At 73.9% G+C, this 20952-nt stretch carries 18 protein-coding genes; 5 read left to right on the top strand and 13 right to left on the bottom strand.

The genetic code is table 11. The annotated features are described in order from the left end of the window. Nucleotides 1–88 precede the first annotated feature (88 nt). Entirely contained in the window at nucleotides 89–2575 is a 2487-nt protein-coding gene (locus tag AF335_RS29870; RefSeq protein WP_102921568.1) for an ATP/GTP-binding protein, read from the bottom strand. Nucleotides 2576–2782: 207 nt separating this feature from the next. Between AF335_RS29870 and gabT the strand changes: the two genes are divergently transcribed. Beyond that, nucleotides 2783–4141 carry a 4-aminobutyrate--2-oxoglutarate transaminase gene (gene gabT, locus AF335_RS29875; RefSeq protein ID WP_095581387.1) on the top strand — a complete coding sequence of 453 codons (1359 nt, stop codon included), beginning with the start codon at nucleotides 2783–2785 and terminating at the stop codon, nucleotides 4139–4141. 132 nt (nucleotides 4142–4273) lie between these two features. Further along, nucleotides 4274–5152 carry a phosphatase PAP2 family protein gene (locus AF335_RS29880; RefSeq protein ID WP_102921569.1) on the top strand — a complete coding sequence of 293 codons (879 nt, stop codon included), beginning with the start codon at nucleotides 4274–4276 and terminating at the stop codon, nucleotides 5150–5152. Here AF335_RS29880 and AF335_RS29885 read toward each other — a convergent pair. From AF335_RS29885 to AF335_RS29915, 7 genes are all read right to left on the bottom strand, one after another. Beyond that, nucleotides 5121–5612, bottom strand: coding sequence for a hypothetical protein (locus AF335_RS29885; RefSeq protein ID WP_102921570.1), 492 nt, complete (start codon nucleotides 5610–5612; stop codon nucleotides 5121–5123). The genes AF335_RS29880 and AF335_RS29885 overlap by 32 nt on opposite strands. A 146-nt stretch (nucleotides 5613–5758) precedes the next feature. After that, nucleotides 5759–7171 carry an NAD(P)/FAD-dependent oxidoreductase gene (locus AF335_RS29890; RefSeq protein ID WP_228773085.1) on the bottom strand — a complete coding sequence of 471 codons (1413 nt, stop codon included), beginning with the start codon at nucleotides 7169–7171 and terminating at the stop codon, nucleotides 5759–5761. Nucleotides 7172–7175: 4 nt separating this feature from the next. After that, complete coding sequence (locus tag AF335_RS29895) at nucleotides 7176–8042, bottom strand: ABC transporter permease (RefSeq protein WP_102921572.1); 867 nt, start codon at nucleotides 8040–8042, stop codon at nucleotides 7176–7178. Beyond that, nucleotides 8042–8968 (bottom strand): ABC transporter permease, encoded by a 927-nt coding sequence (locus tag AF335_RS29900; RefSeq protein ID WP_102921573.1) that lies wholly within the window; start codon nucleotides 8966–8968, stop codon nucleotides 8042–8044. The genes AF335_RS29895 and AF335_RS29900 overlap by 1 nt, the downstream gene beginning before the upstream one ends. Then, complete coding sequence (locus tag AF335_RS29905) at nucleotides 8968–10143, bottom strand: ABC transporter ATP-binding protein (protein WP_102921574.1); 1176 nt, start codon at nucleotides 10141–10143, stop codon at nucleotides 8968–8970. Before AF335_RS29905 ends, AF335_RS29900 begins: the two co-directional genes overlap by 1 nt. Before the next feature lie 139 nt (nucleotides 10144–10282). Next, nucleotides 10283–11797 carry a gamma-aminobutyraldehyde dehydrogenase gene (locus AF335_RS29910; RefSeq protein ID WP_102921575.1) on the bottom strand — a complete coding sequence of 505 codons (1515 nt, stop codon included), beginning with the start codon at nucleotides 11795–11797 and terminating at the stop codon, nucleotides 10283–10285. A gap of 121 nt (nucleotides 11798–11918) precedes the next feature. Continuing rightward, nucleotides 11919–12377, bottom strand: a complete 459-nt coding sequence (locus AF335_RS29915; RefSeq protein ID WP_102921576.1) for a DUF4190 domain-containing protein — start codon at nucleotides 12375–12377, stop codon at nucleotides 11919–11921. Between the two features lie 104 nt (nucleotides 12378–12481). On the opposite strand from AF335_RS29915, the gene AF335_RS29920 reads away from it, so the two are divergent. Continuing rightward, nucleotides 12482–13078, top strand: a complete 597-nt coding sequence (locus AF335_RS29920; RefSeq protein WP_102921577.1) for a riboflavin biosynthesis intermediates N-glycosidase — start codon at nucleotides 12482–12484, stop codon at nucleotides 13076–13078. Nucleotides 13079–13265: 187 nt separating this feature from the next. Here the strand turns inward: AF335_RS29920 and AF335_RS29925 are convergent, their stop codons facing one another. Beyond that, nucleotides 13266–14147: a DUF4190 domain-containing protein gene (locus tag AF335_RS29925; RefSeq protein WP_102921578.1), complete on the bottom strand. Its 882-nt coding sequence runs from the start codon at nucleotides 14145–14147 to the stop codon at nucleotides 13266–13268. A 106-nt stretch (nucleotides 14148–14253) separates the two neighbouring features. Here AF335_RS29925 and AF335_RS29930 point away from each other — a divergent pair, with 106 nt between their 5' ends. Continuing rightward, nucleotides 14254–15276, top strand: coding sequence for an adenosine deaminase (locus AF335_RS29930; protein ID WP_102921579.1), 1023 nt, complete (start codon nucleotides 14254–14256; stop codon nucleotides 15274–15276). A 312-nt stretch (nucleotides 15277–15588) separates the two neighbouring features. Further along, entirely contained in the window at nucleotides 15589–16311 is a 723-nt protein-coding gene (locus AF335_RS29935; RefSeq protein ID WP_102921580.1) for a glycerophosphodiester phosphodiesterase, read from the top strand. On the opposite strand, the gene AF335_RS34930 is transcribed toward AF335_RS29935, so the two are convergent. From AF335_RS34930 to AF335_RS29960, 4 genes are all read right to left on the bottom strand, one after another. Further along, entirely contained in the window at nucleotides 16294–17343 is a 1050-nt protein-coding gene (locus tag AF335_RS34930; RefSeq protein WP_170127841.1) for a DMT family transporter, read from the bottom strand. The two genes, AF335_RS29935 and AF335_RS34930, sit on opposite strands and share 18 nt — an antisense overlap. Further along, nucleotides 17340–18317, bottom strand: a complete 978-nt coding sequence (locus AF335_RS29950; protein ID WP_102921582.1) for an SIS domain-containing protein — start codon at nucleotides 18315–18317, stop codon at nucleotides 17340–17342. Before AF335_RS29950 ends, AF335_RS34930 begins: the two co-directional genes overlap by 4 nt. Before the next feature lie 118 nt (nucleotides 18318–18435). Beyond that, complete coding sequence (locus AF335_RS29955) at nucleotides 18436–19824, bottom strand: DUF4178 domain-containing protein (RefSeq protein WP_102921583.1); 1389 nt, start codon at nucleotides 19822–19824, stop codon at nucleotides 18436–18438. Continuing rightward, nucleotides 19821–20945 carry an NAD(P)/FAD-dependent oxidoreductase gene (locus tag AF335_RS29960; protein ID WP_102921584.1) on the bottom strand — a complete coding sequence of 375 codons (1125 nt, stop codon included), beginning with the start codon at nucleotides 20943–20945 and terminating at the stop codon, nucleotides 19821–19823. Before AF335_RS29960 ends, AF335_RS29955 begins: the two co-directional genes overlap by 4 nt. Between the last annotated feature and the right edge of the window lie 7 nt (nucleotides 20946–20952).

Consider the following 20952-nt stretch of genomic DNA (forward strand, 5'->3'; position numbering starts at 1 on the left):
GATTCTGCCTCAGTGGAGGATTGGCCGGGCACGCGAACACCGCCCTCCGGACGATCCGCCCGCCCGGCCCGGGGGCGCCGGGCACGGGTCAGCGCAGCAGGTCGACGAGCACCGGCGGCGCGCTCGCGCCCCTTACGGACGTCACGGACAGCACGGCGTACCCCGGGGGCACCGTGTGGGCGAGCTCCGAGGCGGACCAGCGCTCCCGCTCGACCTTGCGGACGGTCACGGACTGGGCGGTGACGGCCCGGCCGGTGACCGCGCGGCGCAGCAGGTGCGTGGCCCGGGTCAGCGGTTCGTGGGCGATGACCTGCCGGTCGGTGATGTCGCGGGCCTCCACCCACTCCTTGCCCCAGACCTCCGCGAAGCGGGCGCCGTCCCAGGTGGTGACCCCGGAGAAGGCCATCCGGCAGCCCACCGCGCCGAGCAGGGCGCTGCGCAGCGACTCCGGCACGTCGTCGAGCGTGCGGAGGGTGAGGAGGGCCCCGGCGTTGGCCGAGCGCAGCCGGCCGAGGCCGCGGACGGCCTCGGGCGTGACGGCGTGGGTGGCGTCGTCGAGGACGAGGCAGGCGAAGAGCGAGCGGTCGGCGCGGGCGACGGTGGACTCGGTGAACTGGGCGAGGACGAGCCGGGCGAGCATCCGGGACGCCTCGGCGTGGCCGCGCTCGGGCAGGTCGATGCGGACGCGCAGCGGGTGTTCGAGGGTGCGGAGGGAGAAGGTGCGGCCGGGCCGGGTGGTGTCGAAGAAGCGGGCGAAGGCGGGCCGGTCGAGGAGCGCGAGCCGGTCGGCGAGGAGCGGGCCGGCGTCGCCGGGGCGGTGGGCCTGGCGTTCGCGCGCGTCGAGCTCCCGGGCGAGCGTGTCGTGGCCACCGGCGGCGAGGCCGGCGCGCAGCGCGTCGACGGCCCGCGCCGAGCCGTCGAGGAGCTCGCGCAGCTCCGGTACGGACGGGAAGCGGCCGTGGACGGCGTGGTACGGGCCGAGGATCTGGGCCAGCGCCATGGCGGCCCGCCGGGAGCCCTCCCCGGGCAGGCCGGCGGCGACGTCGCCGATGAGGCCCTCGGCGAGGACGGCGGCGGCCTCGTCGGGGTCCTCGGTGCCGCCGTACAGGTCCAGGTCGTAACGGGAGTCCGGGCGTCCGATCTTCACCACGATGTCGAACGCCTCGTCCGGGGCGAGCCCCTCGCCCGCCGCGCCGACGGCGACGACGGCGGTGCGGCCGGCGAGCGCCTGGAGGCAGAGCGACTCCAGCACGGGCCGCACCAGGCGGTCCGTCTTCCCGGAGCCGGGCGGGCCGACGGCCAGCAGGGAGGTGCCCAGCAGCCCGGGGTCGAGGGCGCAGCCGGCGCCCCGGTGTTCGTGGGGGTTGCGGTCGTCGTCGGCGGCGGTGCCGATCCGCACCTGGCGGGTGACGAGGTCGTGCCGGGCGACGCGGACGGGCAGGTCACGGGAGCCGGAGGGGTGGGCGCAGGCGGCGGCGCCGTGGCGCAGCACGGTCTCGGTGAACGCGGCGAGGCGGCCGGGCCGGGTGTGCACGGATTGCCAGGCGCGCTCGATGCGGGAGTGGTCGACGTCGTTCATGGCGCCGGTGCGGGCCTCGGCCGCCAGGCGTTCGGCGGCCTCGTGGGCGCCGGCGGCGCGCAGCTGGGGCCAGTCGGCGGGGTCGCCCTGCGCCTCGGGGACGGCGGTGCCGGGCTTGCCGGGGGCACCGGCCGGGCCGGAGGCGGGCTTGCCGGCGGCACGGGCGGCCGGGCCGTAGCGGCGCCGGAGCTCGCCCCAGCAGCCGATGCGGCCGGCGACCGCGAGGAGGAAGCCGGCGAAGAGGACGTAGTAGGTGTACGTGGCGTAGAACGACTCGGGGATCCGGCCCTGCCAGGACTGGGGAGTCAGATGGAAGAGCGGCCACAGCCAGACCCCGCCGAACGCGCCGTTCCAGCACAGCGTCCACACGACGACGGCGCCCACGGCGGCCAGGGCGCCGCGGCGGACGAGCACGGGCGCCGGGAGGCGCCCCGGCTCGGGCGGGTGGAGGAAGGCCGGGGCCGGGCGCCAGAGCCGGTTCCACCCGGGTGCGCCGTAGCGGCGCCAGAGCTCCGGCCAGCGGCCGATCCGGCCGAAGCCGACCGCGAGGGCGCCCACGCAGAGGGCGTAGTAGATGTACGAGGCCGCGAGCCACTCCTGGGTGCCTTCCGGCCATACGTCGAGGAACATGGCGCGCAGCGGCCACCGCCAGTACGGCCCGAGGTAGCCGTGCCACAGCAGGGACCACAGGAGCCAGCCGCACAGGAACGCGATCACGGCGCCGACCAGCAGCTGCCGGGCCGGGACCCGGCCGTGGTCCGCGGGCGCCGGGGGCCGGTGGCCGAAGGCCCAGACGCCCGGCCGGGCGGCGGGGCGTGGGGTGCGCAGCCAGGCGAGGAAGGGCGATTCGCGGCCGTCGTGCGCGGGTGCCGCCGGGGGGGCGGCGAACCGTGGCGGCTCGGCGGGGCGCGGGGGCACGACACGGTCACGCGGCGGCTCCCCCGCTCCCCCCGCACCCCACGTTCCGGGTGCGTCGTACGTGCCCTCTGTGTCCATCGCTGCCCCTTGCCCCCACCAGCCGCGGTCGTCGGCGCCACCACCTGCGCGCCGCCGCTCAATCTAGTGGCGGGAGCCCCGCCATGTCCGGTACGGACAAGGCGGGGCGCGCACTTCTCCCTTACGGAACATGCCGGGGGCGTGATTTCGCCCCTAGCCTGCGACTAAAAGTCCGAATGCCGCACCGTTCCCCCCTGGAGCCCACTCATGACCGAACTGACCGGAGGCCCGTCCCTCCCCCAGGAGCGCCGCATCGTCACCGCGATCCCCGGCCCCAAGTCGCTTGAGCTGCAGGCCCGCCGGACGGCGACGGTCGCGGCGGGCGTGGGCTCGACGCTCCCGGTGTTCACCGCGCGCGCCGGTGGCGGCGTGATCGAGGACATCGACGGCAACTCCCTGATCGACTTCGGCTCGGGCATCGCCGTGACCTCGGTGGGCTCCAGCGCGGAGGCCGTCGTGCGCCGCGCGTCCGCGCAGCTCGCCGACTTCACCCACACCTGTTTCATGGTGACCCCGTACGAGGGCTATGTGGAGGTCTGTGAGCAGCTCGCCGAGCTGACCCCGGGCGACCACGCCAAGAAGTCCGCGCTCTTCAACTCGGGCGCCGAGGCCGTCGAGAACGCCGTCAAGATCGCCCGTGCGTACACCAAGCGCCAGGCCGTCGTCGTCTTCGACCACGGCTACCACGGCCGCACCAACCTGACGATGGCGCTGACGGCGAAGAACATGCCGTACAAGCAGGGCTTCGGCCCGTTCGCGCCCGAGGTCTACCGGGTGCCGGTGGCGTACGGCTACCGCTGGCCGACCGGCCCGGAGAACTGTGGCGCCGAGGCGTCCGCCCAGGCCATCGACCAGATCACCAAGCAGATCGGCGCGGAGAACGTCGCCGCGATCATCATCGAGCCGGTGCTCGGCGAGGGCGGCTTCATCGAGCCGGCCAAGGGCTTCCTGCCCGCCATCGCGCAGTTCGCGAAGGACAACGGCATCGTCTTCGTCGCGGACGAGATCCAGTCCGGCTTCTGCCGTACGGGCCAGTGGTTCGCGTGCGAGGACGAGGGCATCGTCCCCGACCTGATCACGACGGCCAAGGGCATCGCGGGCGGTCTGCCGCTCGCCGCCGTCACGGGCCGCGCGGAGATCATGGACGCCCCGCACGCGGGTGGCCTCGGCGGCACCTACGGTGGCAACCCGGTGGCGTGCGCGGCGGCGCTCGGCTCCATCGAGACCATGCGCGAGATGGACCTCAACGCCAAGGCGAAGCGCATCGAGGAGGTCATGAAGGGCCGCCTCGCCGAGATGCAGGCCAAGCTGGACAACGGCGCGATCATCGGTGACATCCGCGGTCGCGGCGCGATGATCGCCATCGAGCTGGTCGAGCCGGGCACCAAGACCCCGAACGCGGCCGCCGCCGGCGCGCTCGCCAAGGCGTGCCACGCGGAGGGCCTGCTCGTCCTCACCTGCGGCACCTACGGCAACGTGCTGCGCTTCCTGCCGCCGCTGGTCATCGGCGAGGACCTGCTGAACGAGGGCCTGGACATCATCGAGGCCGCGTTCGCCCGGCTGTGACCCTTTCGTCGTAACCCCGGGTATCAGTTACCACCAGTAAGGGATGCACGGAGTGAAGAACCTGTGCGGGGCGGGTGGTGGACGAGTGATCCGGCTGTTCGGGGCGCTCGACCTGCCGTACGGTTTCTGCAGATGAACGCAACACCCCGTCCGCAGGAGACTGCGGACACCGCCGCGTCGGCGCTTCCCCAGCTCCGGCCCGGCCGTGCCTTCGCGCACACCACTGGAGCCTCCGGCTCCGGACATCCTCACCGATCGGACGGCCGCCCGCCCCACACCCCCCGGGGCGCGCGGCACCCCGGTCCCCACGGCGGCCCCGGAACCACCCCCCCTGTTCCGGGGCCGCCGGCATGGGCCCGGACCCGGCGCGGGCTCTTCCCGGCGCTGTGCGTCCTGCTCCTCGCCCTCCTCACCTGGCAGACCGCCGCCCATGGCCCGCTGCGCGGCCTCGACGAGCGTCTCGGCCGTACGGTCGCGGGCTCCGGCTTCCCCTCGGGTCCCGCCCATGTCCTCGCCGACCTCGGGAACGTCACGGTCGCCCTGCCCGTGCTGCTGGCGGCGACGGTCCTGTCCGTAGTGATCGCGGTGCGCGCCCGCCGCGTCCGCCGGTGGTGGCGGCCGGCGCTCGGCGCCGCCCTCGCGATGGCCGCCGTACCGGCCCTGGTCGTGCCCCTCAAGTCCTGGATCGGCCGCCCGGGGCCGCCCGGGACGGCGGCCTCCGGCGTGGCCGACGGCTTCTTCCCCTCCGGGCACACCGCCACGGCCGCCGTCGCCTACGGCGCCGCGACGCTCCTCCTGCTGACCGCACACCCCGTCGGCCGCCGCCCGCGCGCCCTGATCCTCTGCGGTTACGCGCTGCTCAACGCGGGGGTGGGGATCGGCCTGGTGCGCTGCGGGTATCACTGGCCGCTGGACGTGGTGGGCGCCTGGTGCCTGTCCGGCGTGGTGCTGTGGGCGCTGGGCCTGGCGCTCGTCCGGGTCACCCGGACGGATCCTCCTTCCGGACGGTGAAGCCCCCGGGGCCGCCCCCGAGGTTCACGGCGGCCTCGTGCATCGCCAGCTCCAGCGCCGCCGGGTCCGTGAGCGTGCCCGTGCCGTCGGGCGGCACCACCCAGCGGACCCCGGAGGCATGCCGTCCGGGGTACGGGACCACGACCCAGCTGCCGAGCCCCGCGCCCCGGACACCGGTGGCGAGCCAGCCCGACGCGGTGCCCGGCGGCACGAAGAACCCCATCCGGCTGTCGCCGAAGTCCGCGAGGACCGGGCCCGGCCGGTGGGCGCACCGGTCCAGCACGTCGAGGGTGGGGTAGCCGAGGCCGCTGGAGAGGATGAGGACGTCCCAGATCCGGCCGGCGGGCAGGAGCGCCACCCCGAGGGGGTTGCGCTCCCACTCCCACCGGCACGTTCCGGGGTCGGGTGCCGCCGAGGCCAGCCACTCCACCGCGCTCCTCTTCCCCGCGTCGCCGCTCATGTGCGTTCCTCCGTTCCGTGTGCGCTTGTTCTGCGTTCACGGATGAGAGGCCCCCGGGCGGCGGATCATTACGCGAGTTCCGGAAGCCCGGGGGCGCGCGGAGGCATGACGGGGCGCACCGGCGCACTCAACGGCGCCCGCGGGCATCAGCTGTCGAAGCCCATCCCGACCTTGTCCATGGCCTTGAGCCAGAGGTTCCGGCGGCCGCCGTTCTCGTCCGCGCGGGTCATCGACCACTGGGTGATGCCGATGCCCATGGACCGCACGGGCTCGGGCGGGAACGGCAGCGGCTTGCTGCGCACCATGTCCAGCTCCGTCCGCTCGGTGCGCTCCCCGGCCAGCAGGTCGAGCATGACGTCCGCGCCGAAGCGGCTGGCGCCGACGCCGAGGCCGGTGTAGCCGAGCGCGTAGGCGACGCGGCCGCCGTGCGCGGTGCCGAAGAAGGCCGAGAACCGGGAGCAGGTGTCGATGGCGCCGCCCCAGTTGTGGGTGAAGCGCAGGCCCTCCAGCTGGGGGAAGCAGTGGAAGAAGTGCTCGGCCAGCTTGCGGTAGGTGGCCGGGTGGTGGTCGTACTCCGCGCGCACGCCGCCGCCGTAGTGGTGGACGATGTCGTATCCGCCCCACAGGATGCGGTGGTCGGGCGTGATGCGGAAGTAGTGGAAGTGGTTGGCGGCGTCGCCGAGCCCCTGCCGGCGCCGCCAGCCGATGGCGTCGCGCTGCTCGGGGGTGAGCGGCTCGGTCATCAGGGCGTAGTCGTAGACCGGGGCGATGTACGGGCGTACGCGCTTGACCAGCGAGGGGAAGGCGTTGGTGCCGAGCGCGGCGTGCCGGGCGAAGATCCGTCCGTAGGGGGTGCGGACGGCGACGCCCGGGCCGTGGGCGGACAGCTCGGTGCCGGGCGTGTGCTCGTAGATCCGCACACCGAGGTCGAGGCAGGCCCGCTTGAGGCCCCAGACGAGCCGGGCGGGGTGCACCATGGCGACGCCGGTGCGGTCCCAGAGCCCGGCGAGGAAGGTCGGGGAGTCGACCTCGGCGCGCAGGGCGTCCTGGTCGAGGTACTCGTAGTCGGGGAGGCCGAGCTCCGCGACCTCGTCGGCGGCCTCGCGCAGCTCGGCGACCTGGTGGGCGGCGGTGGCGATGTCGATCTCGCCGGTGCGCTCGAAGCCGCAGTCGATGCCGTGGCGGGCCACGGTGGCCTCGATCTCGTCGAGGTTGCGGCGGCCGAGCCGCTCCAGGGTGGCGAGCTCCTGGGGCCAGCGGGACTGTCCGTTGGCCCAGCCGTGGGTGAGGGAGGCGGAGCAGAATCCTCCGTTGCGGCCGGAGGCGGCCCAGCCGGTCTCCTGGGCCTCGATGAGGACGACGTCACGGGCGGGGTCGCGCTCCTTGGCCAGGAGCGCGGTCCACAGTCCGGAGTAGCCGCCGCCGACGACGAGCAGTTCGCACCGCTCGTCGCCGACGAGGGCGGGGAGGGCCGCCGGGCGGCCGGGGTCGTCGAGCCAGTAGGGCCGGGGTGCGGCGTCGGAAAGTGATTTGGCAGGGTTCATGGCACGAGCGGCCATGGTCTCAGCTCCTTTTACGGCGCCCGCCGACCAGCTGACCGACGAGGACGCACAGCACGGCGATACCGAACATCGCCGTTCCGATGACATTGATTTGAACGGGTGTGCCCCGTTGTGCGGCTCCCCAGACGAACATGGGGAAGGTCACAGCCGAGCCGGCGTTGAAGTTCGTGATGATGAAATCGTCGAACGAGAGCGCGAAGGCGAGCAGGGCGCCCGCCGCGATGCCGGGGGCGGCGATCGGGAGGGTCACCCGCAGGAAGGTCTGGAGCGGGGTGGCGTAGAGGTCCTGCGCGGCCTGTTCCAGGCGGGGGTCCATGGACATGACCCTGGCCTTGACCGCCGTGACCACGAAGCTCAGGCAGAACATGATGTGGGCGATCAGCACGGTCCAGAAGCCGAAGGTGACGCCCATGTTGAGGAAGAGGGTGGCCAGCGACGCGGCCATGACGACCTCGGGCATGGCCATCGGCAGGAACAGCAGGGTGCTCACCGAGGAGCGGGCGCGGAAGCGGTAGCGGGCGAGCGCGAAGGCGATCATCGTGCCCAGGACGGTGGAGCCGAGGGTGGCCCAGAAGGCGATGCCCAGGCTCAGCGAGAGCGAGCCGCACAGGTCGGCGACGCCGCAGGGGTCGGTCCAGGCGTCGGTGGAGAAGCGCTGCCACTCGTAGTTGAAGCGGCCGTTGGGCTTGTTGAAGGAGAAGACCGTGACGATGACGTTGGGCAGGAGCAGATAGGCCAGGGTGGCCAGGCCCGCGAGGACGACGAGGTTGCGGCGCAGCCAGCGCGACGCCTTGGCGGGGCTTTTGGCGGGACTTCCGGTGGGGCTTTTGGTGGGGTTTTTGGTGGGGTTTTTAGTGGGAGCGGCCATCAGACCAGGTCCTCCGTCCCGGACTTGCGGATATAGACGGTGACCATGGCGAGGATGGCGGCCATAAGGATGAAGGAGAGGGCGGCGGCGGTCGGGTAGTCCAGGACGCGCAGGAACTGCGACTGGATGACGTTGCCGATCATCTTCTGGTCGGTGGAGCCGAGCAGCTCGGCGTTGATGTAGTCACCGGTGGCCGGGATGAAGGTGAGCAGGGTGCCGGCCACGACACCGGGCATCGAGAGCGGGAAGGTCACCTTGCGGAAGGTGGTGAGGGGCCTGGCGTAGAGGTCTCCGGCCGCTTCGTGGAGCCTGGGGTCGATGCGTTCGAGGGAGGTGTAGAGCGGCAGGATCATGAAGGGCAGGAAGTTGTAGGTCAGGCCGCAGACGACGGCGAGCGGGGTGGCGAGGACGCGCTGACCTTCGGTGACGCCGAGCGCGTCGGTGAGGTCGAGGATGTGCAGGGCGCCCAGGGCGGAGACGACGGGCCCGCCGTCCGACAGGATCGTCTTCCAGGCCAGGGTGCGGATCAGGAAGCTGGTGAAGAACGGCGCGATGACGAGGACCATCAGGACGTTGCGCCAGCGGCCGGCCCGGAAGGCGATGAGGTAGGCGAGCGGGTAGCCGAGGGCGAGGCAGAGCACGGTGGCGGTCGCGGCGTAGGCGACCGAGCGCAGGAACTGCGGGTAGTACTCGGTCAGCGCGTCCCAGTAGGTGGCGAGGTGCCAGGTGACCCGGAAGCCCTCTTCGAGGGAGCCGGTCTGCACGGACGTGGACGCCTGGTAGACGAGGGGGGCCGCGAAGAAGACGAGCAGCCAGAGGATGCCGGGGAGCAGCAGCCAGTAAGGGGTGAGCTTTCTGCGGCGGGTGGGTTCGGTCGCCGGGGAGACGTCGGCGGGAGGCTGGTCCCGGATGCCGGTCAGTGCCATCAGGTGCCCTCCCCCGCGTCCGTGCCCGCCTCGATGCTCTGCGCGGCGTCCAGGCCGAAGCTGTGGCCCGGGTTCCAGTGCAGGACGACGTCGGCGCCGGGGACGAGACGGCCGTCGCGCTCGATGTTCTGCTGGTAGACGGACAGACCGGTGCCCACGGGGCTGTCGACGAGGTACTGGGTGGAGACGCCGAAGAACCCGGCCTCGGTGATGCGGCCGTGGACGCGGTTGCGGCCCTCGGGGATGGTGCCGGCGTCGTCGGCATGGGTCAGGGTGATCTTCTCGGGCCGTATCCCGACGAGGAGTTTCTCGCCCGTCCGGGCGGTGACGGTACATCGGGCCGCGGGCAGGGCGAGTTTGGAGCCGGCGGCGCGCAGGACGATGTCGTCGCCGGAGGTGTCGAGGACGTCCGCGGTGATGAGGTTGGAGGTGCCCAGGAAGTTGGCGACGAAGGTGGTGCGGGGGGTGTCGTAGAGGTCGGCGGGGGCGCCCAGCTGCTCCACCCGGCCGCCGTTCATGACCGCGACCGTGTCGGCCATCGTCATGGCCTCCTCCTGGTCGTGGGTGACGTGCACGAAGGTGATGCCGACCTCGGTCTGGATGCGCTTGAGCTCCAGCTGCATCTGCCGGCGCAGCTTGAGGTCGAGGGCGCCGAGGGGCTCGTCGAGGAGCAGCACCTGGGGGTGGTTGATCAGGGCGCGGGCGACGGCGACGCGCTGCTGCTGGCCGCCGGAGAGCTGCTGGGGCTTGCGGTGGGCGAAGTCGCCCAGCTGAACGAGGTCGAGCATGTCGCCGACCTGCTTCTTGACGGACTTCACCCCGCGCCGGCGCAGGCCGAAGGCGACGTTCTCGTAGATGTCGAGGTGCGGGAAGAGCGCGTAGCTCTGGAAGACGGTGTTGACGGGCCGCTTGTACGGGGGCAGGCCGGTGACGTCCTCGCCGCCGAGCCGGACGGTGCCGGTGCTGGGCTCCTCCAGGCCGGCGATCATGCGCAGGGTGGTGGTCTTGCCGCAGCCGGAGGCGCCGAGGAGGGCGAAGAAGGAGCCGCCGGGGACGACCAGGTCGAGCGGGTGCACGGCGGTGAAGGCGCCGTAGCGCTTGCTGATGCCGGTGAGGCGGACGTCCGTGCCGCTGCTGTCGCTGGTCGGGGTGCCGGTCGGGGCGGTTGTTGTCATGGGTCTGGTCCAGGGGTGTCGGGGGTGTGAGCACGTACGGCACGTACAGCCGCGTACGTTCTCATATGTCCGGGGTCGGGCGCCGCGCCGGTGGCCCGTTCGGCGGGGACCAGAAGATTGTCGCTAATGCGGCGGGTGCTCAGCGCCCTCCGAAGACGGTGCGGTGCCAGTCCTTCCGGGCGACCGCGGTGTTGTCGGACATCACATGCTTGATCTGCGTGTACTCCTCGAAGGAGTAGGCCGACATGTCCTTGCCGTAGCCGGAGGCCCGGTAGCCGCCGTGGGGCATCTCGCTGACGATCGGGATGTGGTCGTTCACCCAGACGCAGCCGGCCCGCAGTTCCCTGGTGGCGCGGCCGGTGCGGTAGACGTCCCGGCTCCAGACGGAGGCGGCCAGGCCGTAGGGGGTGTCGCCGGCCAGGGCCAGGCCCTCGTCGTCGCCGTCGAAGGGCAGCACGACCAGGACGGGGCCGAAGATCTCCCGCTGGACGGCCTCGCTGCCCTGCGGCGCGCCGGTGAGGAGGGTGGGGAGGTAGTACGCGCCCTTGGCGAGGTCGCCGGCGGGGGCCGCGCCGCCGGTGACGACGGTGGCGTAGGAGCGGGCGCGGTCCACGAAGCCGGCGACGCGGTCGCGGTGGGCGTGGGAGATGAGGGGGCCGAGGTCGGTGGCGGGATCGAAGGGGTCGCCGAGGCGGACGGTGGCCATAAGGTCGGCGACGCCGGTCACGAACGCCTCGTACAGCGGTCGCTGGACATAGGCGCGGGTCGCGGCGGTGCAGTCCTGGCCTGCGTTGATGAGCGAGCCGGCGACGGCCCCGTGGACGGCGGCCTCCAGGTCGGCGTCGTCGAAGACGAGGAAGGGTGCCTTCCCGCCGAGTTCGAGGTGGAGCCGCTTGACCGTGCGGGTGGCGATCTCGGCGACGCGCCTGCCGACCGGGGTGGAGCCGGTGAAGGAGGTCATGGCGACGGACGGATGGCCGACGAGGTGCTCCCCCGCGTCCTCGCCCGCGCCGCTGACGACGTTGACCACGCCGTCGGGGATCCCCGCGTCGGACGCGGCCCGGGCGAACATCAGCGAGGTGAGCGGGGTGAGCTCGGAGGGTTTGAGGACGACCGTGTTGCCCGCGGCGATCGCCGGCAGGACCTTCCAGGCGGCCATCTGCAAGGGGTAGTTCCAGGGCGCGATCGAACCGACGACGCCGATCGGCTCACGGCGGATGTACGACGTGTGGTCGGCGCTGTACTCACCGGCGGAGCGGCCCTCCAGATGCCGGGCGGCGCCCGCGAAGAAGGAGGTGTTGTCGACGGTGCCCGGTACGTCGAACTCGGTGCTGAGCCGGATGGGCTTGCCGCACTGGGCGGTCTCGGTGCGGGCGAGGTCCTCGGCCCGGTCGGCCAGGACGTCCGCGAAGCGGTGCAGCGCGGTCGCGCGGTCGCCGGGGGTGGCGCCGGCCCAGCCGGGCAGCGCCCGCTCGGCGGCTGCCACCGCGGCGTCGACGTCGGCGGGCCCCGCCGTCTCGTAGCCGAGGAGTTCGGCTCCGGTGGCCGGGTCGACGACCGCGTGCCGGCGGCCGGAGGTGCCAGCCCGCGGCCGGCCCCCGATGTACTGCGCGCCGTCGGCGAACCGCTCCGTCACATCGAATCGCTGGCCCATCGCATACTCCTCGACCGATCGCGTTGGTTGCAGATCTTGGCAGAGGAGAGGGGTTGCAACAAGGGATTCCGTCGTGGTGTTTTGACATCACGACGGATTCAGTGACGGAGCAGCCGGATCGTCACGTCCAGGAGTTCGCGCTGACGAGGGTCGCGAAGAGCGCGGCCCACAGGACGAGGATGACGAGCGACGCGATGCCCAGCACGATGCCCGTGGTGGCGGCGCTGCCGTTGGTCGCCTCGCCCTTGGTCACCTTGGAGCGGCCGACGGCGCCGAAGATGATGCCGAGGATGCCCAGGACGAGGCCGAAGAACCACAGGAAGACCAGCAGGCTGCAGACCGTGCCGATGATGCCGCAGACCAGTCCGGCGGTGCCCGTGCCGTTGTCGGGCCGCATCGGCGCGGCGTAGCCGCCGGGGTAGGGCTGGTACGGGGACGCGGGCGGGTAGGCGCCCTGCGCGGGGTAGCCCTGGTCGGTCCCCTGCGCCGGGTGGCCCTGGCCTTGCACGGGGTAGCCGTATCCCGGCTGCTGGGGCGGCTGCTGAGGCGCGCCGTAAGGATTCTGCTGGTAGTCAGACATGTGAATGTCCCCTCCGTTGGACTGCGTCGGGCAATGCTATGAGGAACGCCTGACTCTCAGTAATTGAGTTCACTGTCGGTGGCCGGGTGTCCGAGAATGGCCCGATGAAGATCAACGGGGAGAGCGGTGGCGGGCGCCGCGCGGACGGGCCCCGCTCGGTGGCCGAGCTGACGGCGGCCGTCGGCCGGGGCGAGCGGGTCGAGTACGTCTGGTTCTGGGGGCACCGGCCGAGGCCCGACGGCAGCATCGGCGCGAGCTGTTTCAGCCAGTGGTGGCCGTCGCCGTTCACGGTGGACGGCGTCGCCTACGCCACGGCCGAGCACTGGATGATGGCGGGCAAGGCCCGGCTGTTCGACGACGCCGAGGCGGCGGCCCGGGCCCTCGCGGCCACCCACCCCAAGCAGGCCAAGGACGCGGGCCGCACGGTACGCGGCTTCGACGAGGAGCGGTGGCGCCGCCACCGCTTCGACCTGGTGGTCGAGGGCAGCGTGCACAAGTTCGGGCAGGACCCGGCACTCCGCGACTATCTGCTGGGCACCGGCGAGCGGGTGCTCGTCGAGGCGAGCCCGCTGGACCGGGTGTGGGGCATCGGCCTCGCGGCCGACGACGAGCGGGCGGCGGACCCGGCGCGGTGGCGCGGCGACAACCTGCTGGGCTTCGCGCTGATGGAGGCACGGCAGCGGCTGGCGGGGCGGGACTGACTTTTTTCGAACGGGGCTCCGCCCCGGACCCCGGTCCTCAAACGCCGGACGGGCTGGAAAATCCAGCCCGTCCGGCGTTTGAGGACACCGCGCGTCAGCGCGGAAAGGGGGCCCGGGGGCGAAGCCCCCGGTTCCGGGAAGGGGCGGGGTGGGGAAAAGGCCGCCCGCAGGGCGTACCCCCCGGGACTCAGCGGCCCCGGCCCCCGACCCCGGCCCCAGGCCACAACGGCGCCGACACATACGCCCCGTACGTCGCCCCGGGATCCTCCTCCGGCGCGAGCCCGTCCCCGTCGTCGGACACACCGATGTAGACGAAGAGCATCACGGCGGACAGCACGAACGCCAGCGCCCCGAGTATCAGCCCGGTCAGCGCCTGACCGCCGTTGAACGCCCGGCCGTTCTTCACCTTGGACCGGCCTATCGCGCCGAAGATGACGCCGAGGATGCCGAGGAGCGCGCCGAAGAGCACCGTGACGGACATGACGGTGCCGACGATGCCGAGCACCAGGGCGGCGACGCCGAAGCCGCTGTCCGAGGTCATGGCCCGCGGGTCCTCGCCGTACAGCGGCATCGGGTAGCCGTACGAGCCCGGCTGGTACGGGACCTGGCCGTAGGGCACGGGCCCGCCGTAGGGCGGCGCGCCGTACGGAATCTGACCGCCCGGGGCCATGGGATAGCCGTAACCACTCGTGACGTACGGGGCGTGAGGGTTCTGGGGGCCTTGCGGGTAAGACGCTCCGGGGTGGCCCTGGGGATAAGGAACCTGCCCGTAGGGCCCGCCCGGATACGCGCTCGGGGTCCCCGGGCCCGTCGGCGCGAGAGGCACCGGCGGCACGGGAGGCACGGCGGATGAGGCCGGCACGCCGGGCGGTGCGGCCGCGTGCGGCGGCGGCACGGCGGGACCCGGTCGCCCGGGCGCGGCCGCCGTCCGCTGCTCGGGCAGCGGCCCGGTGGCCGGTTTGTCCATCTGCACCCGCCGCTCCGGCGGCGCCCAGGGGTCGCGGTCCCGCGGCTCGGGCTGCTCGTCGGCCGTGGCGGCCCTGTCGGCCCTGTCGGCCTTGTCGGACATAGCCCTCCCCAGTCGGTACTCCGTCATGCTAAGCCCTGGGCACGGCCCCCGTACCCGCCCCGCATACGATGATCAGCCCGTCGACCGAGCAGCCCTGGAGGCGCGCATGTCCGTTCTCGACTCGTTCATCGCCGGGCTCCCCAAAGCGGAGCTGCACGTCCACCACGTCGGCTCCGCTTCCCCGCGCATCGTCGCCGAGCTGGCCGCCCGGCACGCGGACTCCCCCGTGCCCACCGACCCCGAGGCGCTCGCCGACTTCTTCACCTTCCGCGACTTCGCCCACTTCATCGAGGTCTACCTCTCGGTGGTCGACCTGATCCGCGACGCCCAGGACGTACGGCTGCTGACGTACGAGGTCGCGCGCGACATGGCCCGGCAGAACATCCGCTACGCCGAGCTGACCGTGACCCCGTACAGCTCGACCCGGCGCGGGATCCCCGACGCCGCGTTCGTGGAGGCGATCGAGGACGCCCGCAAGGCGGCGGAGGCGGAGCTGGGCGTCGTACTGCGCTGGTGCTTCGACATCCCGGGCGAGGCCGGGCTGGCAGCGGCCGAGGAGACGGCCCGGATCGCCTGCGAGCTCAAGCCGGAGGGCCTGGTCTCCTTCGGGCTGGGCGGCCCCGAGATCGGTGTGCCCCGGCCGCAGTTCAAGCCCTACTTCGACCGGGCGATCGCCGCCGGCCTGCACAGCGTCCCGCACGCCGGGGAGACCACGGGCCCGCAGACGATCCGGGACGCCCTGACCGAGCTGCGCGCCGAGCGCATCGGGCACGGCACGAGCGCCACCCAGGACCCGGCGCTGCTGGCCCACCTCGCCGAGCACCGGATCCCGCTGGAGGTCTGCCCGACCTCCAACCTCGCCACCCGGGCCGTGACCGACCTCGACGCGCACCCCGTCAAGGAGATGGTGGCCGCGGGCGTGCTGGTCACGATCAACAGCGACGACCCGCCGATGTTCGGCACCGACCTCAACCGGGAGTACGGCGTCGCCGCCCGGCTGCTGGACCTCGACGCGAAGGGCGTCGCCGAGCTCGCGAAGAACGCGGTCGAGGCGTCCTTCATGGACGAGGCGGGCAAGCGGGCGCTGCGCGCGGAGATCGACTCCTACACCGCGGCCTGGCGGGGCTGACCGGGACACCGCCGCTCGCGCCCGGCGGGATCCGGCGGGGTCGCGGCGGGGGCTCCGGCGCGCGGGCCGTGCGGCGGGGCCGTACGAGCACAGGGCCGTACGAGCACGGGACCGTACGGGCACAGGGCCACCCGCCCGCGGCGACCGCCGGCCGGGACGGGGCGGCCGCGCGCGGGCCCGTACGGGCCGACGACCGCCCCGGGCGCACGGGCCCGTCACGGTGGCCGAGCGCCGTGACGTGAGGTGCGGGCGGGCCCCGGCGGGGCCGCTCGGCGCGCGGGCGAGTCCGGTGGGACCGGTAAGAATGACCCCATGTCCGATCCGACGCGCGCAGCCGCCGCCCCCGAGTTCACCGCCGTCGCCCACCGCGGTGACCCGTACGTCCACCGTGAGAACACCCTCGCCTCCGTCGGCTCGGCGCTCCGGGCCGGTGCGGGCGCGGTGGAGATCGACGTCCGGCTGACCCGGGACGGCGTGCCCGTCCTGCTGCACGACGCGACGCTGGAGCGGCTGTGGGGCCACGCCCGGCTGCTGGGCTCGCTCTCGGCCGGGGAACTGGGCGAGCTGACGGGCGGTGGGGTGCCGACCCTGCGCGAGGCGCTCGCGCTCGTCACGGACGGGGCGGCGACGGGGCCCGCGCCACGGCTGTTCGTCGACCTGCCCGACCCCACGGCGGCGGAGGCCGCCGTCGCCGAGGTGCACGCGAGCGGCGCGACCGGGCGGGCGTACTACTGCGGCGGCCCCACGGCGATGCTCGCCGTGCGGCGGGCGGACCCGGACGCCGAGATCGCGCTCACCTGGACGACGCTCGTACCGCCGCGCGCGGAGCTGCTCGCCGCGGTCCGGCCGCGCTGGATGAACTACCGGTTCGGGCTGGTGAGCCCGGAGCTGGTGGCCCACGACCACAGCGCGGGAATGCTGGTCTCCGCGTGGACGGCGGACACCCGGTTCACCATGCGGCGGCTGCTCGCCGCGGGCGTCGACGCGATCACCACGAACCGCATCGACGCCCTGCGGTCACTGCCGGCCCGCTGACCTTCCGGTGGGGGCACCGTCCACCACCACCGGCGGTGGCCCGGATTCCGCCACCGCATCGGCTTCCGGCGCGGCATCGGGCTCCCACACGGCATCCGGCTCCGACGTGGCGTCGGATTCCGACGCGGTATCGGATTCCGACGCGGAGAAGACCACGACCGCGCCGACGACCAGCGCGGCACCGGCCAGCGCCGCGCCCGACAGCCGCTCGCCGAGGAAGACCACGGCGCAGGCGACGCCGAAGACGGGGATGAGGTTGAGGACCATCGCCGCCGTCGTGGCCCGCACGGCCTTGATCGCGTAGTTGTACAGAAGGAAGCTGGCCGCGTAGCCGACGATCCCGGACAGCGCGGCGGCGGCCCAGGCTCCGGCCGAGGCGTCCGTGGGCAGGGACTCCGCGCCGCCCGCCCACCGCACCAGCGCGAACGGGAGCGTGCACAGCAGCCCGAAGGAGAACTGGTACGCCGTCATGGTCAGCGCGTCCACGTGCTCGGCGGTCCGCGCGGCGAGCATGACGTAGCCCGCCGCGCACACCACCCCGGCGAGCACCAGCCCGTCCCCCGCGTGCGGCGCGAAGCCCGAGCCGAGGCCCTCCAGCGTGGCCACCCCCGCCAGCGCCAGGACGAGCGCCGCGCAGGCCCGGCCGGTGAGTCTCTCGCGCAGGAAGAGGCAGGCCATGCCGATGGCGAAGAACGACTCCAGGCCGGTGAGCAGGGAGGCGTTGGACGCGGTGGTGCGGGAGAGACCGAAGTTGAAGAGGGCGTAGGCGAGGGCGGGTTCGAGCAGGCCCAGGAGGCCGAGGCGGACGACCCACCTACGGCCGGGCGGACGCCGTGGGCCGCGGATCAGGAGCACCGCCCAGAGCACGGCCGTCGCCGACGCCAGCTGGATCACCAGCAGCGTCAGCGGCGGCAGCGCGTCCAGCGCGGACTTGGTGAAGGTGGCCGAGCTGCCCCAGAACAAGGCGGCCGACACCAGCGCGACCTGATGACGCGAGAGGCGGGTGAGACGGGCGGGCAGCGAGGAGTTCACCGGCCCGGGGTGCCCATCCGCCACAGCGCGCTGTCGGCCCAGGCCCCGACGATGGCCTCGTCGGGGTCCTGGCCGCGCAGGGCGGCGTAGCGGTCGGCCAGCAGCTGAAGGCGTACGGTCATGGGGATCTGGGCGAGGAGCGGCGGCAGCGGGTCGCCGGCGGGCGCCTCCAGGGTGGCCGTCGCGATGCCCTCCCGCCGGGCGGCCTCGGCCAGCGCTGCCGTCAGCCCGTCGGGGTCGGCGGCCGGTTCGAGGACGACGAGGCCGTCCGCGGCGGTGTACGGCACGGCCGAACCGTGCAGGAAGCGGTCGGAGTCGAAGCCCTCCGCGAGGATCCGGGCCCCCTCGCGGATCTTCAGGGCGCCCTCGCGGGCGGTGACGCCCCAGGGCCCGCAGCCGATGATCGCCAGGCTGCGCGCGGGGACGGCGATGTGGTCGGTGCCGGGCTCGGCACAGACGGCGCGGACCTGCTCCGCCGTCCGCCGGAGGTCGTCGGCGGAGCCCTCGGGGGCGCCGGCGAGGTGGGCGAGCCGGGCGAGGACGCCGAGCGCGGAGGTGTAGCTGACGGTGTAGGTCTCGGACTCCTCGGGAGCCACCGTCCCGATCGCCTCCGGCCAGCCGCGGCCCGTGCCGGTGACCGGGACGACGGGGACGCCGGCCTCCTGGGCGGCGGCCCGCGCGCGGACCGCGAACGCGGTCTCGGCGGTGTGGGTGATGACCAGGAGGACGTCGCCGGGCCGATGCCCCGCGCTCCACCGGGACCACTGGACGGCGGGCGCCCAGCGGGCGTCGAGACCGGCCCGCTCCAGCATCGCGGCGCCGAGCTCGGCGGCGTGCTGGCTGGTGCCGGTGCCGGTGACGACGACCCGGCGGGCGGCGGCGAGGACGGCGGCCCGCTCGGCCAGGTCGAGCCCCGCGACGCGGTCGAGGGCGGCGGCCTGCTGGTTGATCATGCGGTGGAGTGCGGTCGGCATGGTGATCGGATCGCCAATCGTGAGAGGGGGGACGGCAGAGGGCTCAGGGGCTTCGGGGGCTTCGGGGGCTTCGGGGTCTTCGGGGGCTCGGGGGTCTTTCGGGAGGGGCCCGGCGGCCTCACCCGACGGGTGGGGCCGAGGCGAGGACGACGACGCTGGGCGCGTGGACGGTGAACGGCGTCCGGTCGTAGTCCCCGTACACCGCCTCCACGCGCAGCCCGGCGGCCCGCAGCATGGCCAGGAGCTCATGGGCGCTGAAGACGCGGTAGTCGGCGGTGGACGAGCGCCCGGTGGCGGGCTCGGTCACGGTCCAGCGGATACGGCTGGTCAGCGGGTCGAAGACCTCCTCGTGGAGGAAGGTCCGGCCGGTGGAGCTGTCGAAGTTGCGGATGACGTACTGGTCCTCGGGGACGCCGAAGACCTCGCCGGTCTGCCGGAGGAAGGCGTCCCGGTTGACGACGTCGAGGAGGAACCGGCCGCCGGGCGCCAGGACCCGGCGCACCTCGTGCAGGACGCGCATGTCCTCGGCCGCCTCGTGGAAGAAGCCGAAGCTGGTGTGCAGGTTGGTCACGGCGTCGAAGGACCCGTCGGGGAAGGCGCCGAGGTCCCTCATGTCGGCCCGTACGAACGCGACGTCCCGCCCGGCGGCCGCGGCGCGGCGGCGCGCCTGCCCGAGGTAGTCGGCGGACAGGTCGGCTCCGGTGACGCGGTATCCGGCGCCCGCGAGCGGCACGGCGTGGCGGCCCGTGCCGCAGGCGAGGTCGAGCAGGCGCGGCCGGTCGCCGGGCGGCACCAGCGCGGTGACACAGTCGATCATGGCCCGGGTGAGGCCGGGGTCCTGCTGTTCGATGTCGGAGTCGGTGTAGATGTCACCGAAGAACGCGGTCCACCAGTCGCCCGGTTCCCCCGGGCCGGCGTCCGGCCCGGTTCCCCCGCCCTCAAGGGCCTCCGCACCGCCCAGCGGCGTTCCGACGCCCACCAGCCAGGGCCCCTCCGGGCTGAAGCGGGCCGCCGCGACCCGGCCTTCGGGGCCCTCGTACTCACGGTGGACGAGCCGTCCGGCGGTGGGGAGCTCCAGGCCGAAGCGACCCTCGGTCACATAGCGCGCCTCGCCGCGCGCCGTCTCGGTCAGGACCGCGCCACGCAGCGTGGCGGTCGCGAGGTCGAAACCCGCGGTGGTCGCCTCGGCGCGCCGCCAGAGCGAGAGGCGGGGGTCGCCGCCGAGCGTCTCGACGGCGAGCCAGGCCGTCTCCGAGCCGTCCTGGAGGAGGACCTCCAGCCAGGTCTCCTCGTGGTCCGTGGCCACCACCCGGCCGGCCACCCGCCACTTCCGGCCCCGTACGACCGCGTCGGCGCCGGGCGTCAGCCGGTCGGCGACGGCGGCGCAGGCCGGGGTCCAGGGGTGCTGCTCGTACGGGGGCTCCTGCGCGGGCGCGTGCTGTCGCTCGTCGGGGTACTCGTGGGGGCGGGCGTGGGCGTGGGGGTGGGCGTGTCTCTGCTCGCTCATGACTGTTCTCCCGGTGGTTCTCGGTGTGTCCCCGGCGCCGCGGGCCCGCGCAGGGCGAAGCGCGGCAGCGGCTCGGCCGTGCCGTCGAGGACGTCGGCCACGTGGCGGGCCCAGGCCGGCCCGTGTTTGAAGCCGTGCCCGGAGTCGCCGCCGACGAGCCAGCCGTCGCGGGTGCCGGGCAGCCGGTCCAGGACGAAGTGCCCGTCGGGCGACCAGGCGTACGCGCACTCCTCGCGCCGTTCGACGGGCGCCTCGGCGAGGGCGGGGAAGCGGGTGGCGACGTAGCGCCGCGCGTGCGGCGGCAGTTCGACGGCGGCCGAGGGGGCGCCGGCGGCCGGGGGATCCTCGGCGACGACGTCCGGGACGATCTTCACGGTGGCCGTGCTGTCGATCGCGGGCACGCCGTACATCTCCGCCGCGCGGTCGATCCAGGCGGGCCCGCCGCCGGTCGCCCAGGGGCCGCGCGCGGTGAGCCGGTAGCTGTCCTGGCGTTCGGCGACGACCTCGGTGAGGCCGGGGAAGAGCGTGGGCAGGGCCGGGCCGACGGCCCATACGACCAGGTCGGCGGGGTGCGGCCGGCCGTCGACGCGGGCGCCGTCGCCGTCGGGCACGGCAGTGCCCACGAGGGTGCGGACGCCGCGCCGCGCGGCGGAGTCGGCCAGGGCGCGCATCGCCGTACGGGCCGCGAGCACGGCGCCGCCGGGTTCGTGGACGGCGAAGGAGACGCCCTGGGCGGTGAAGCCGGGGAACCGGCCGGGCAGGGCGGCGGCCGGCACGTGTTCCACGGGGATGCCGAGGTCGCGCAGGGTGTCGAGGCTCGCGCGCTCCCACCGGGTGTCGGGGCCGGTGGCGAGCAGCAGGGCTCCGGTGGGGTGGAGGAACCGCCGGCCGGTCTCGGCCTCCAGCTCCCGCCAGAGCGTCCGGGCCCGCCACGCGGAGCGGGCGTAGCAGCGGTCCGGGCCGTGGGCGCAGCGCAGGATACGGGTGTCGGCGTAGGAGGGGCCGGCTCCGGCGCCGGCCGGGCGGGGGTCGACGAGGTCGACGGACCGGCCCCGCCCGGCGAGTTCGCGGGCGAGGGACAGGCCGAAGACCCCGGCGCCGACGACGAGGGCGCGGCTCATGCGCGGG

Source organism: Streptomyces eurocidicus (assembly GCF_002891295.1).
GTDB lineage: Bacteria > Actinomycetota > Actinomycetes > Streptomycetales > Streptomycetaceae > Streptomyces > Streptomyces eurocidicus.

Bases quoted from the DNA above. Each gene is read 5' to 3' on its own strand.
- AF335_RS29870 (WP_102921568.1), bottom strand. From the start codon at position 2,575: ATGGACACAGAGGGCACGTACGACGCACCCGGAACGTGGGGTGCGGGG.
- gabT (WP_095581387.1), top strand. From the start codon at position 2,783: ATGACCGAACTGACCGGAGGCCCGTCCCTCCCCCAGGAGCGCCGCATC.
- AF335_RS29880 (WP_102921569.1), top strand. From the start codon at position 4,274: ATGAACGCAACACCCCGTCCGCAGGAGACTGCGGACACCGCCGCGTCG.
- AF335_RS29885 (WP_102921570.1), bottom strand. From the start codon at position 5,612: ATGAGCGGCGACGCGGGGAAGAGGAGCGCGGTGGAGTGGCTGGCCTCG.
- AF335_RS29890 (WP_228773085.1), bottom strand. From the start codon at position 7,171: ATGGCCGCTCGTGCCATGAACCCTGCCAAATCACTTTCCGACGCCGCA.
- AF335_RS29895 (WP_102921572.1), bottom strand. From the start codon at position 8,042: ATGGCCGCTCCCACTAAAAACCCCACCAAAAACCCCACCAAAAGCCCC.
- AF335_RS29900 (WP_102921573.1), bottom strand. From the start codon at position 8,968: ATGGCACTGACCGGCATCCGGGACCAGCCTCCCGCCGACGTCTCCCCG.
- AF335_RS29905 (WP_102921574.1), bottom strand. From the start codon at position 10,143: ATGACAACAACCGCCCCGACCGGCACCCCGACCAGCGACAGCAGCGGC.
- AF335_RS29910 (WP_102921575.1), bottom strand. From the start codon at position 11,797: ATGGGCCAGCGATTCGATGTGACGGAGCGGTTCGCCGACGGCGCGCAG.
- AF335_RS29915 (WP_102921576.1), bottom strand. From the start codon at position 12,377: ATGTCTGACTACCAGCAGAATCCTTACGGCGCGCCTCAGCAGCCGCCC.
- AF335_RS29920 (WP_102921577.1), top strand. From the start codon at position 12,482: ATGAAGATCAACGGGGAGAGCGGTGGCGGGCGCCGCGCGGACGGGCCC.
- AF335_RS29925 (WP_102921578.1), bottom strand. From the start codon at position 14,147: ATGTCCGACAAGGCCGACAGGGCCGACAGGGCCGCCACGGCCGACGAG.
- AF335_RS29930 (WP_102921579.1), top strand. From the start codon at position 14,254: ATGTCCGTTCTCGACTCGTTCATCGCCGGGCTCCCCAAAGCGGAGCTG.
- AF335_RS29935 (WP_102921580.1), top strand. From the start codon at position 15,589: ATGTCCGATCCGACGCGCGCAGCCGCCGCCCCCGAGTTCACCGCCGTC.
- AF335_RS29950 (WP_102921582.1), bottom strand. From the start codon at position 18,317: ATGCCGACCGCACTCCACCGCATGATCAACCAGCAGGCCGCCGCCCTC.
- AF335_RS29955 (WP_102921583.1), bottom strand. From the start codon at position 19,824: ATGAGCGAGCAGAGACACGCCCACCCCCACGCCCACGCCCGCCCCCAC.
- AF335_RS29960 (WP_102921584.1), bottom strand. From the start codon at position 20,945: ATGAGCCGCGCCCTCGTCGTCGGCGCCGGGGTCTTCGGCCTGTCCCTC.